10 protein-coding genes and 1 pseudogene are annotated in these 12,494 nt (G+C 58.1%); 6 read left to right on the forward strand and 5 right to left on the reverse strand.

The genetic code is table 11. The features are described from left to right. Window positions 1-148 precede the first annotated feature (148 nt). Complete coding sequence (locus BLJAPNOD_RS32470) at window positions 149-1,183, forward strand: tyrosine-protein phosphatase (RefSeq protein ID WP_244611209.1); 1,035 nt, start codon at window positions 149-151, stop codon at window positions 1,181-1,183. Window positions 1,184-1,496: 313 nt separating this feature from the next. On the opposite strand, the pseudogene BLJAPNOD_RS32475 reads toward BLJAPNOD_RS32470, so the two are convergent. Both BLJAPNOD_RS32475 and BLJAPNOD_RS32480 read right to left on the reverse strand, forming a co-directional pair. Next, a pseudogene (locus tag BLJAPNOD_RS32475) lies at window positions 1,497-1,643 on the reverse strand (Tn3 family transposase); the annotation flags it as partial. Between the two features lie 209 nt (window positions 1,644-1,852). Then, window positions 1,853-2,824, reverse strand: coding sequence for a LysR substrate-binding domain-containing protein (locus BLJAPNOD_RS32480; protein WP_081789074.1), 972 nt, complete (start codon window positions 2,822-2,824; stop codon window positions 1,853-1,855). Between the two features lie 48 nt (window positions 2,825-2,872). Between BLJAPNOD_RS32480 and BLJAPNOD_RS32485 the strand changes: the two genes are divergently transcribed. The 5 genes from BLJAPNOD_RS32485 (at window position 2,873) to BLJAPNOD_RS32505 (ending at window position 8,444) form a co-directional block, all read left to right on the forward strand. Next, complete coding sequence (locus BLJAPNOD_RS32485; RefSeq protein WP_025430965.1) at window positions 2,873-4,267, forward strand: M20 family metallopeptidase; 1,395 nt, start codon at window positions 2,873-2,875, stop codon at window positions 4,265-4,267. Window positions 4,268-4,301: 34 nt separating this feature from the next. Further along, window positions 4,302-5,132: a transporter substrate-binding domain-containing protein gene (locus BLJAPNOD_RS32490; protein WP_158407886.1), complete on the forward strand. Its 831-nt coding sequence runs from the start codon at window positions 4,302-4,304 to the stop codon at window positions 5,130-5,132. 6 nt (window positions 5,133-5,138) lie between these two features. After that, a complete protein-coding gene (locus BLJAPNOD_RS32495; RefSeq protein ID WP_199566088.1) occupies window positions 5,139-5,849 on the forward strand; it encodes an ABC transporter permease subunit in 711 nt (236 codons plus the stop codon). Window positions 5,850-5,851: 2 nt separating this feature from the next. Continuing rightward, window positions 5,852-6,592, forward strand: coding sequence for an ABC transporter permease subunit (locus BLJAPNOD_RS32500; RefSeq protein ID WP_115422861.1), 741 nt, complete (start codon window positions 5,852-5,854; stop codon window positions 6,590-6,592). Between the two features lie 217 nt (window positions 6,593-6,809). Next, a complete protein-coding gene (locus BLJAPNOD_RS32505; RefSeq protein WP_115422862.1) occupies window positions 6,810-8,444 on the forward strand; it encodes an ATP-binding protein in 1,635 nt (544 codons plus the stop codon). Between the two features lie 592 nt (window positions 8,445-9,036). On the opposite strand, the gene BLJAPNOD_RS32510 is transcribed toward BLJAPNOD_RS32505, so the two are convergent. From BLJAPNOD_RS32510 to BLJAPNOD_RS32520, 3 genes are all read right to left on the reverse strand, one after another. Continuing rightward, a complete protein-coding gene (locus tag BLJAPNOD_RS32510) occupies window positions 9,037-9,798 on the reverse strand; it encodes a transporter (RefSeq protein WP_115423172.1) in 762 nt (253 codons plus the stop codon). A 198-nt stretch (window positions 9,799-9,996) separates the two neighbouring features. After that, entirely contained in the window at window positions 9,997-10,788 is a 792-nt protein-coding gene (locus BLJAPNOD_RS32515) for a hypothetical protein (protein WP_115422863.1), read from the reverse strand. Between the two features lie 110 nt (window positions 10,789-10,898). Then, window positions 10,899-12,152, reverse strand: coding sequence for an alpha/beta hydrolase (locus tag BLJAPNOD_RS32520; protein WP_237244035.1), 1,254 nt, complete (start codon window positions 12,150-12,152; stop codon window positions 10,899-10,901). Between the last annotated feature and the right edge of the window lie 342 nt (window positions 12,153-12,494).

Below are 12,494 nucleotides of genomic sequence, written 5' to 3' on the forward strand. Positions count from 1 at the left end.
GAGCGCTAAGCGCTAACTGAAACGGATTCCTTCCCAGTCGATACATTATGCGATCTCTTGAGCCCAAAACGAGAACATCTGTCCGGTCGTCGAAACGGCCGCTGGGCTCAACAACAAAGCTACTGCGGTCGAATGTTCTTTGATCGCGATGACGCGATGGCACAAGCCTCGCACCCGCCCTTCCCCCGAGCTGATCCATCTCGACGCAGCAGCTCAGATGTGGTCTAAACAGACAGGTGCAACGCAACGTTGCACACTGGGGGCGGACATCATGAATACCGATCACTGCATGAAGGTGTACCTGTCGCGGAGAGCCGCTATTACAGTAGCAGCGCTGGCGATCCTCTTGGCGGTTGCACCGAGAGCGAATGCCGATGAAGCGGCCCCGCGGTCGCCTGGGCAAAGTCTCGGTATCGTTTCGGTGCCGAACCTCCGCGACGTCGGCGGATACGCCACGGGTGACGGTCGCGTTGTGCGGATGGGATTGTTGTACCGCTCCGACCAATTGAATCCGATCAGCCCCGATGATCTGAAGAAGATCGTGGCGCTCGGCCTAAATACCGATTTCGACCTCCGTACGGCCGACGAGCGCAGTGCTCGCCCCGACAAATTGCCGGCAGGGATCACCAATGTCTGGCTCAATGTTCTCGCTGATGCAGACCAATCGAGCTTGGCACGGTTGGAAAAGCTTCTGCTCGACCCAAAGCAGGCAAATGCCGCCCTCGGTGGCGGAAAAGCGGAGGCGATGTTTGAACAGGCTTATAGAGACTTCGTCTCGTTGCCGAGCGCGAAGACGGCCTATCGCCGGCTCTTCCTTTCCCTTGGTGAGAGCGACAACCCGTCGCTCTTCCATTGCACCACGGGCAAGGATCGAACGGGTTGGGCAGCTGCTGCTCTTTTGTCGCTGCTCGGCGTTCCGCGGGACAAAGTGATGGAGGATTTCCTCCGCAGTAACGACTACATCCTCCCTGCCTACAAGAAGACCATCGACGCATTCGTGGCTGCGGGCGGCGATGAAGAGATCATGACCGCACTTCTTGGCGTAAAATCGGACTACCTTCAGGCGTCTTTCGACGAAGTTCAGTCGAAATATGGCTCGATCGATCTCTATTTTTCCGAAGGACTCGGCATCGACGCCAAAGGACAGACAGCGCTCCGGAATTTCTACCTCGCGAAGCAGTGACTGGCACAAGCATCTGCACGTCGGTTTCTAACGCGGCACGACGTAGCGTCGTCGCTTTCCTGCACGGAGGCTTCGGTGCGCCAAGAGCCTCCGCGTTTTTCCTGATCTAGATAAGCAATGAGACTTTTCCGCTCACGGCTTCATAGCGGGTCCCACGACCTTCATTTTCCCTCCCGTGATTGCCCCCGGCAGTGATGGGAGGAGTGTCGTTCGGCATTGGCGTCGATTGCGGCGTCGAGATTGGGACCAGCGTGCGTTTACTGCCGGCCAGATTGGGTGGCGCATAGGGCACCGATCTGGCCAGGCACCCTTTCATGAGCAGGCCATCGAGGTTGTAAGGCGCTTGGCTCGCCGTGGCGGGAATCATCTGGGTTGCGAACGGTGCATATTGATCTGAGACGTGGCTGTAAGCCTTCGGGCCTGGGGTGTTGCTCTACATCGCGTTGACTAGGTACATGGCCGTAAGCATCCGGCTGTACCTGGGACAACTCCACCTTTGGCGAAGGCACCCTGCTCGAACGCATTCATAATCGAAGTTGGAACGAGTGAGGCAAACGCAATTCGCGGCATTTTGGAACCTCGTTAAAATGGGTTCGCGGCGCGGCGGTCCTCCTCTCTAGCGAGAGGTTGGAGTACCAAATACGGCTCGAAAAGCACATGCGGGACTGGTTACCCCAGTTTCGCCGTCGCAAGACCTTGATCCAAGAGCCAGCTTCTTAAGATCGCAACCTCTGGTCGCGCAAGATTAGCGTCGGGTGTCATGATGACATAGGGCTGCCTAATCGGCAGCGATATCCCGAAGGCATCGACCAGCCGCCCGGTGCATAGTTCGGTCTCGACCAGGAAATCTGGAACCAGAGCGAAGCCGGCGCCCGACAGACAGGCATCGATCGCAAGGTGCACCAGATTGAACGACAATGTTGACCGCAGTTCGAGATGCCCAAACCCAGTTGCAGCAAACCATGCTTCCCACCCTTCATCGTGCCAGCCCGGTTCGGCATAATCCACCTTGATCAGGGGCCGGGACAACAAGTCAGCAGGTGTCGACGCAGGCGGGAGGGTGGCCGCCAAGTCGGGCGAACCGACGACAATCAGGCTGCCATTGATCAGCGTATCCTGTCGGACGCCCGGAATCGTTCCACGGCCATGATAGATTGCAAGATCCGGATCCGGTTCCCTAGCGCTCCACCGGTGCGGCAGAGCCATGACAGCCACGGAGATGTCGGGATGGGCCTTGCGAAACTTGCCAATGCGGGGTGCAAGCCACTTCGTTGCGAGTGAAAACTGGCAACGAACGGTGACGGTGCTGAGCCCGCCGGGCACTCGTGCCGCAGCGCCGACGGCGGTGAGTTGATCGAAGATCGCACCGAGGCGCGTTGCAAAGACCCGGCCGGTCTCCGTCAATCCCACGCCATTGGCGCGCCGTTCAAACAGCGGTCCACCGACCCACTCTTCGAGCTGTTTCATGTGATGACTGACTGCACCCGGGGTCACGCTCAGCTCACCAGCCGCCCTGGCGAAGCTCAGATGGCGCGCCGCAGCTTCGAAAGCGCGCAGTGCGGGCAGCGGTGGTAAATGACGGGCCATGTCGAGACTCAATCCAGCTAAGGGTAACCGAGAGAACTTTTGGTTTGCTTGCATATTCGTCCGCGTGACATCGTGCTGTCAACGCAATGAATGAGCAGGATTATGTCTAGGGATCAATCTATAGCCACCGCCGTCGCCTATCTGGCCAACGGGCGCTTTCTGGCCGATTTGACACGCCGCGTCGCAATCGCGACCGAAAGCCAGAATCCCGCACGGCGCCCGGAATGCGTGCGTTATTTAAACGAGTTCAGGCTGGATCTCACAAGCCTCGGCTTTACTGGCGACATTCTGGACAACCCGGATCCCATGGGCGGCCCGCTGCTGATCGCGCGGCGCGACGAAGCAGGACATCTGCCGACACTGCTCGTCTACGGACATGCAGACGTGGTGGCTGGCATGGAAGGCGCATGGTCGAATGGCCGTGATCCCTGGCGCGTGAGTGTCGAGGGCGACCGCCTCTACGGTCGCGGTACCGCCGACAACAAGGGCCAGCACACAATCGTGATGCTGGCTCTGGAAGCGGTTCTGGCGACGCGCGGATCCCTCGGCTTTAACGTCGTGGTGCTTATCGAAACCTCTGAGGAGACCGGTTCGGCCGGACTTCACCAGATTTGTTCGGAACATCGTTCGAAGCTCAAGGCCGATTGGCTGATCTCATCGGACGGACCTCGCCTGGCCCGCGACCGCGCGACACTTGATGGTGGCACCCGTGGAACTGTTGATTTCGATCTGATCTGCGATCTCAGGGCTGGCGCACATCATTCCGGCAATTGGGGCGGCCTGATTGCCAACCCGGCCGTGATCCTCGCCAACGCCATCTCCAGCCTGGTGTCGGCGACCGGTCAAATCAATGTTCGAGGAATTCTTCCGACTGAAGTTCCTCCAGGCGTCATGGCCGCACTCGGTCGAATAGAGCTTCAAGCCGAGAGCGGCGGCCCGGAGCTTGACGGCTGGTGGGGCGAGCCGGGATTGACGCCATCGCAACGCGTCTTCGGCTGGACGGCGCTCGAAGTCTTGGCGATGACGGCAGGCACGCCGGCTCTACCGATCAATGCCATTCCGCCCCGCGCATCTGCACGACTGCAGATCCGTTACACCGTCGATACCGATCCGGCGGGCTTCATGCAGACAATTCGCGCCTACCTCGACGAAAACGGCTTTGGCAATGTCGCCGTCGTCCCAAAGGCAACGGAACTGGAATGGGGCGCCACACGCCTCGATCCCGAGCATCCCTTGATGCGCTGGGCGGCCGCGTCCGTTCGAAGGACGACGGCGGTGGAACCGACAATTTTGCCGAATGCCGGAGGCTCTCTACCGAACGATTGCTTCGCAGATCTGTTAGGAATTCCAACGGTCTGGGTGCCGCACTCCTATTCGGGATGCTGTCAGCATGCGCCGGACGAACATCTGCTGACGCCACTTGTCGCAGAGGGTCTTGCAATCATGGCAGGCCTGTTCTGGGACCTCGGCACGGACGACCGACCCGAACGCTTTTGAACCTACCAACACAAATACAATGAGGGGGACAATCATGAAAGCAAAATGGACGGAACTGGTCGCAGCATTGACGCTTGCAGCATTATGCGCGACGCCAGTCTTGGCTGAGGACTTACCTGAAGTGCGCATCGGAACGGATGGCGGCTATCTTCCCTGGACCTCGATGACGCCTGCGGGAGAACTGACCGGTTTCGATATTGAACTGGCAAGGCTCGTGTGTCAGCGAATGCAGCGCAGCTGCCGCTTCACCGCCCAACCCTGGGAAGGACAGATTCCCGCTCTTGAGCAGGGCAAATATGACATCCTCGTCGGTGGGATATCGATCACCCCAGAGCGGCAGAAACGCCTTGCCTTCACGCAGAGCTACGGCAACCTACCGATCAATTTTGCGGCCGCCAAGAATTCCGGCCTGAACGGGAAAAGCTCCTGGACAGAGCTCAAGAATGCGCTGGTAGGCAAGACGGTCGGCGTCCAATCCGGCACGCAAAGTCAAAAGTTCATGGACAATGAACTGAAGGGCGAAGTTAACGTCCGCCTCTACGACAATCAGGACAGCCTCAATCTCGACCTATTGGCTGGAAGGATTGACGCCGCACTTGCGGGGCGTTCCCCGTGGATAGCTCTCACGGGTTCGTCACAAGGCGAAACGATCGAGATCCTGTCACCCAATCTTGATTTCGAGCAGTTCGACTATCTCGGCGTCGGTGTCGGCGGACTGATGCGCAAGGATACCACGGAGCTTCGCAAAGCATGGGACGTGGCCCTTTGCCAACTGAAGAAAGACGGCGAAGTCACACGGATTTCGCAGCAATGGTTTGGTTTCGATATCTCGACCAAGGCCGACCCGAAAATCTGCGGGGAATGATTTTTGATGGCTGCTGACCCGTCCATTCTTCAAATGCTGGCCTGGGGCGATCAGGGCTGGTCCAGGCCGCTCCTTTTCGGGCTCGGCGTCACCGTAACCTGCGCGAGCCTCGGCTACGTTCTCGGTGTCGCCCTTGGGTTTGCGATTGCACTGGCGAAGCTCGGAAGCAATCGCTGGATCGCGGGCGCAGCCAACCTCTATACGACGGTGATGCGAGGAGTGCCGCCCTTGCTCGTCATTTTCCTTCTCTTTTTCGGAACCAACGGGGCGCTGATGTGGGTCGCGCGCGGTTTCGGTTACACCGGCTACATCGAGATAGACGCGTTTTCGGTCGGCGTGATGGCCGTCACCCTCGTCTCGGCATCCTATAGCTCCGAAGTGTTCCGCGGCGCGCACGGCACAATTCCAGCCGGGCAGTTCGAGGCTTTCGCCGCGCTCGGCCTCCGTCCGTTTCTGGGACTCTATTTGGTCATCATGCCGCAAATGTTCCGGCAGGCCCTGCCGGGCCTGGGCAATGTCTGGATCATGGCCATCAAGGAAACGACACTGCTTTCCGTGATCTCTGTGGCCGAGCTTATGCGGGTCGTCGGCCTCGCCGGGCGCACGACCGGACAACCCTTCGTCTTTTACGGCGCCGCGGCTGTCATCTATTTCGTGCTTGTCGCCGTATCCTCGCGGGTGTTCGTCGCCGTCGAGAACAGAATGCGCTGGGGCTGATCATGGATTTCGAAACGACACTACACGTTGCTAGCGAACTGGCTGGCGCAATCTGGGTCACATTGGCACTGGCGGCAGCAACCCTCCCACTTGGTTTCGTCCTGGCGGGTATTGCCACTTGGGCGCGTGCTTCGCGTCATGGGTCTCTTCGGGCTATCGCATCAGCCTATGTTCAAGCGTTCCGCTCCACGCCGCTGCTGGTTCAGATCTTCGTACTTTACTATGGCCTCAGCCAGTTCGCATGGCTGCGCGAAAGTCCAGCATGGATCCTGTTGAGGGAGCCTTTCGCCTGTGCTGTGATCGCCATGAGCCTTTGCTCGGGCGCATATACGGCCGAGGTGATGCGCGGCGGTCTGGCCGCCGTGCCCAAAGGCGCGATCGAGGCAGCCCGCGCGCTGGGACTGTCGTCGATCAAGGTCTTTTTTCTCGTCACCGCTCCGATAGCTGTGAGACGCGCTTTGCCGGCCTACAGCAACGAGATCGTCGTGTCGCTCAAGGCGACGTCGCTCGCCAGCACCATCACGGTGATGGAACTGACCGGTGTAGCAAAGGATCTGATGAGCAAGACCTTCGCCGTCATCCAGGTATTCTGCATGGTAGCCGCCATATATTTGGTCATCAATTCGGCACTGATCCTCGGATTGCGTTTGTTGGAAATCTACCTTGCTCCACCACACGAGCGGCCGCTTAGGCATCAGCGCGGGAGAAATCGAAAGGCTGAAGCAAGATCAGCGGATGCATGAGTTGAAGCCAAGCGAATTCAAAACTTGACGCTTTTGAACGGGATTGAACCGTCGGCCCCCCAATTGAGCCTCTGCGCCCTGGCACGGCACTGCATCTGCCAGGCGCTGGTGACATCACAGTCGTGGCGTGGCATTAGGACTGCTAAGACCCAACGTAAGCGCGTAGACCGTCATTCGCCGCTGCGCGTGGAGCCCACCCGAGACAGAGGGAACAGTTTTGAGTTTAGAAGGTCAGCTCCACGACCAAAAATCGATGCGGTCCGTGACCGGGAAAACCGCTGATTGGAGCGAACTGGCGAAGGACTGCGTGGCATTTGCCAATGCGGCGGGCGGTACACTAAGTATCGGAGTTGAGGATGGCGAGAAATTGCCGCCACCCGAACAACGAATTCCCCCGGACCTCCCCGATCTGCTGCGACGCAAGCTCGCGGAAAGGACCGTCAACGTGACAGTGTTGCCGAATGTCGCAACCGCAGCAAACGGCGGCCAATACATCAAACTCACTGTTCCGCGGTCAACTGCTGTCGCCTCCACTACGGATGGCCGTTACTATCTTCGCGTGGCGGACCAAAGCAAACCGGTAACCGGCGATGACGTATTGCGCTTGGCATCCGAACGCGCGGCGTTGCCATGGGAAACCCAGACATCTCTGGGTGTGCCGAGATCCGACGCCGAGCCCTCGAAGCTCCAGGCCGTCGTAGCGGCGCTACGCGCCTCGGACCGGGTCAAATCCTCGGTGAAGGAGAAAACCCCTGACGAATTGCTGGATCATTACCAAATGGCGCAGGGGCCCCTTCTCACCAATCTCGGCACACTTTGTGTGGGACAACAGTTTCGACGAGCGCAGTTGACAACTGCCCCAGTGGTTCAGTTCATCAAATACGACGAACATGGGCAAAAGGTTAACAAGCTGGTCTGGGATGACCACCTTCTGAATCCCATGGAGGTTATTGAGGCGATTTGGCAGGAGGTACCTGATTTCAAAGAGTCCTACGAACTGCCCGACGGACTCTTTCGACAGAATGTGCCGGCCTTTGACGAAGTGGTGGTGCGCGAACTGTTGGTCAACGCCCTAGTTCACCGGCCCTATACGCAACGAGGCGACATATTCCTGAACTTGCACCCGGATCGACTGGAGGTCGTGAATCCGGGGCTGCTTCCTCTCGGCGTCACCCCACAGAACGTGCTGCATACCACCGTGCGCCGCAACGAGCATTTAGCTCGACTTTTCCACGATCTCAGGCTGATGGAGCGGGAAGGCAGCGGTTACGATAAGATTTATGAGGTGCTGCTGTCTCATGGTCGCCCGGCGCCCGAACTGGTCGAGGGTCACGATCGAGTGCAAGTCACCATACGCCGGCGTATCCTGAAGCCGGAGATTATCGACTTTATCGCTAAAGCAGACGACACCTTTCAACTCACACAACGCGAGCGCATTGCCCTCGGCCTGCTTGCCCAACATGATGCACTGACGGCTCGCGAGCTTGCCGCACAACTTGAGCTTCCTTCGATCGAGGCGCTGCAGCCTTGGATCAAGCGCTTGTTAGAATGGCAATTGGTGCAAAGCGCTGGGCGGACCCAAGCGACGCGCTATTTTGTAGATCCAGCTCTGTTGCGCCGCCATGATTTCATCGGCGGAACGACCCTGAAACGCATCGAACCGCACAGGTTGCTCGCCCTTATCATTGAAGACGTCGGGCGGTATCCGGGGTCAAAGATTGGAGACATTCACAAACGGGTTGGCCTAGAGATCCCGCGGTCCCGGATTCGAAGAAGTGTCGAACAGTTGGTTAGGGACGGCAGCTTGAAACCGAAGGGTGTTCGGAGTGGTACACGCTACAGCCTCCCTTAGTTTGGCGCAAACAGAAGCCTATCCGGCAATCATGAGCCAAAATCTTGCGCCAAATCGACAGAAGAATCACCATAACGATTTGAAAAACCGATGCATTTTGTTTGGCTCGCTCAACCTCTTGAACCAAGAGCTGAGCCAAACGTGGCAAAGCCGCAGCCTTCCGAGTTAACTCCGTTAGCGATCATACCGTCAGAAAAGTTGCGAGAGCTGGACGAGTGAAGTAGCGGCTTGGAACCTTAGAGACGCAAATGTTCCTCATTCCCGACGATACATTATGCGATCTTCTGTAACCCGCTGGGAAACATTCCGTGACTCACCAAGATGGCGGGAGTTCGCCACTCCCAGCCTGATCAATCCAGACGGGCATCGGTGATGGCTGCCTACCGGCGCCGCCCTGGATTTGTCGCGTGATGTCACATTTCCGACAGAGTTTGTCGCGCAGAAAATCGCCCTCTTTACGAGATCAAGTTGATCTTCGAGGACGCTGCGCGGAAATCACCTGTTTCCCGTCACCATCAAATCCCCTTAGCGAGTATTGTTGCAGAGTTTCCACGGGCTCCAGACAGTCGCGGTTCAAGCGGCCGCTCCGCCGTCACTTCGGGAACAAGAACGTTACAGCCGCTCTGAAACCCCATCCTTGCGGCCCGTTTTCAGGTGCCAGTGCCCAGTACCGCGCACCCGCTGTGAAGCTCACGGGCTGCTCACCGAATTTCATCAGTTTTGACACCTGAAAATTGACCGGAACCGACCACTCGTCCTGCATCCAGTCGTATGAGCTTTCAGTGTTCAGCGAAAAAGTCCATGCATCGGGTGTCGTATAGGAAACGAATGGCTGCAGAAACGTCGAACTGACATCCTGCCGGTCGCTTTGGCCGGCGAAAGACCAGATATGGTTGGCCAGTATCCCGTATGTCCAGGGTCCTTCCTGTTTCAAGGCGACAGCCGTGGGGCCAGCTCCCCATTTTCCACTCCCAAGTAGCTCATCGGTCGCTGTTGGAATCAGGAAGACCGGCCCAGCGCCCCAGATGATCCCGCCTGGGCCAGGTTGCTTGGGGGAAACGAAAAGGCTCTGGGTGATATCGCCGAGACCGAACTGGTGCCCGGATTGCCCCGCTATGTCATTTTGCGAGATCACCGGCAAGATTGTGCGCGAGATGATGTTCCAGTCTTCGTTTAGCGAGATTGGGATGACCGGTTGGATGTTGAGGACTTCGCGGTTGCCATTTTCCGGGCCGTAACCGCGATCATAGTTGACCTGAAAGGGCACGCTGATGAGCGAAGCAATCGGATTGCTGAGCTTCTTGGCGAGGTCAGCACCGGACTCTTGAGCAACGGCTGACCCGACGGTGGCCATCAAAGAAACAGTCAAACAAATAATTCTGTAGTGCGGCTTCATATTGTGACCTCAGCCCCTGGATTCGAAGGTTTTCCGTGCTGCTTTGCCTCAAGACGCAGTGGTGCAGCTCGCCTAACGGCGCAGTCAGCGGACCACCATCTGTCCGCTCGTTGTCTATAAACGTCCGCTGACCGTCGCGAACGGCACATGAGCATCCTAAAACCGTACGGCCAGACCGAGGATCGGCCCCTGCTGAACGGTGTCGAACACGAACCCGTCGTCGCTGTAGTCCACACCGAGGGCGCGGTAACCGGCAACCGCCGAAATCGTGTCGCTGAACCGGTAGCCGATCGTCGCCGCGACGTCCCAGTCGAGATCGGCGCCACCTGCACCAATGAAACCCCACCCTGTCAGGTAGATTTCGGGAGTGAGCGAATAGGTGCCACGAAAGCCGGCCAAACCATCCACCCAAGTTGCATCATCGCTTCTTGAACGCCCGTCGAGAATGCCACCGCTGAAGGAGAGCTCGCTCTCGACGGACCACACGCGCAGGCCGCCGACGATTTCGAGCCGGGCAGTGCTGTTCTCGAAAACGGAGTACCCTGCACCGAGCATCCCGGCAAAAGTCTCGGATCTGAGCTCGACGTCTGTGGCAAGGATGCCTCTTGGCGTGCCAGCCTGCCCCGAAATCTTGGTATACATGACATCGCCGAAGATGCTGTAGGGTCCATTACGGGCCTCGCCCATCGCCATGGCGCCGAAATCGAGGTGATCGAAGATGTCGCTGAAACTGGCATCGACGTCTACGGCAGGCAAGCCGAATTGCCCGAGTTCCCCCGACAAACCTGCTGCCCAGAAATAGGGCGCAAAAGAAAAGGTCCAGCCACCCGCCGTGGTCGTCTGCTGAACCTCCGGCGTCATCGGCGAATAGATGTCCGCAGCCATCGCTGCATTACCAACGAGACATGTTCCGATCGCCGCCAGAGCGCGAAGTACGTATAATTTCATGCTATCTCCCATTGGTGGTCGCCGATGCGGCCAAGCTCGATTTGCGCTGCGATTCAGACCTCGATGGAGAGCCCATCTGACCAGTTTGGTTCTCGCGAAGGTCTGTCTGGCTAGTGGCCACAATGCTTGCTCCCAGCCCGATTATTCTTTTCGCAAATGCTGTTGGTCGTGTTCCTTCTACCGGATGGCCCGACGAGCATTTCGACATGGCGAGAGTAGTTCTGCCTTGTATTCTGATCGACGATGGCGGCCGGAGCGGAAACAACCAGGCCGGCGGCGGTTCCAACCGTTTGCGCGGCTCCCGCGGTCGCTGCCACGATGTGATCGCCAAGTCCCAGGCGGTTGTCGGTCAAGGTCTGTCCGCTCGACAGGCGGGTGCCGATCAGTTGGACGATCTCCGGCGACTCTGCAAACTTGGTGTGGTGGAGATTGTCGCCCGCTTTGATCCTGGTGAGATCGATGACCGAGATCTCGTTCGCTGCCAGTTCCTCCTTGTAGGGAGACTGCTCCGGATCAATGGCGCCCAATCGGGAGACATTGCCCCAGACACGCTGAGAAACCGCAAGAGCGCGATCATCGCGGGAAACGAAGAGGGTAAAGCGCGGGCGTTGTTTGCCCATATCGGCAATCTGCGAGCTGAAAACGTTGACGTCGACATCCGGCGCCGCCAACATGACATTCTTGAACTTGCTCGGAAGCCCGTCGTTGCGGATGGCCATCTGGCGCAAGGATTCAAGCGCAAGCCAATTGCCCATCGAATGCGCGAGGATCGAGACCTCCTTCACCTCCGGATCGCGCGCCAGATACTGGAACAGGTTTTCCACGGCATTGCGCGTATAGTTCGTGCTTTCGCGGTCGTAGCCATAGGCCAGAAGGCTGCCGCGAGACGGCCACGTTGCGAGCACCGGCACACTCCGGGCACCTGAATCGTGGACGATCTGCGCGAAGCGGAAGACTGCATCCTCAAAATGATTGTTGAACCCGTGGATGAAGACAAGGACGCTACCATCCGGGCTCTTACGCACCTTGGTGTTCAACCAGCTTTCAGCCGTCGCGCGGTCGATTTCCTCAGCTTTCAGCGTTGCGAAGTCCGTCTTCGGGTTGGGCGGAAGTTTGCGTGGCCAGGCGACTTCGCCCGCCTCACGGGCAGCGTCAGGCGGGATCGACACCGTAATGTCCGCAAAGGTCGGACTAGGCGCGCGCTCGCCGCTAAACATTTCGCCTCGCTTTGTGGCTCGACCCCGCGTCGTCGCGATCAACATCTCAACCTGGCTCGCCGACGAGACGGCTGCGACTGGCACGAGGACGCCTGTCGGCCTGCTCGCACAAGCAGAGAGCAGAGTGACGCTTAGGCCAACGACCAAGGATAAATACGGTCTTGATTTCGCGCCACCGTTGGCGTCCAGGGGTAGGTAGCGCTTCAACTATTCACTCCTGTTCGACAAGAACTGCACTTCAGCTGTTGGAACAACGACAGGGCTTTCAACTGGAGGGCTAAAAGATCTAATCGTGGTTGTTTATACTTCGGGATCGAACAAGGGGGGAAGCGTCTATCTACATTTCGTTCGTTACTCGACTACAGCGTTACAATAGGCCTCAGATCGCCGCTTGCCATTTCATGCCAAAACTACTTCAGAAGCCGCCAATTTCCACCTTGGTGGACAGCCGACCGGGTTCGTCAAATCCAGTCGCCGTGTTGCGCCGCC

It is taken from the genome of Ensifer sp. M14, from assembly GCF_003355565.1.
GTDB lineage: Bacteria > Pseudomonadota > Alphaproteobacteria > Rhizobiales > Rhizobiaceae > Ensifer.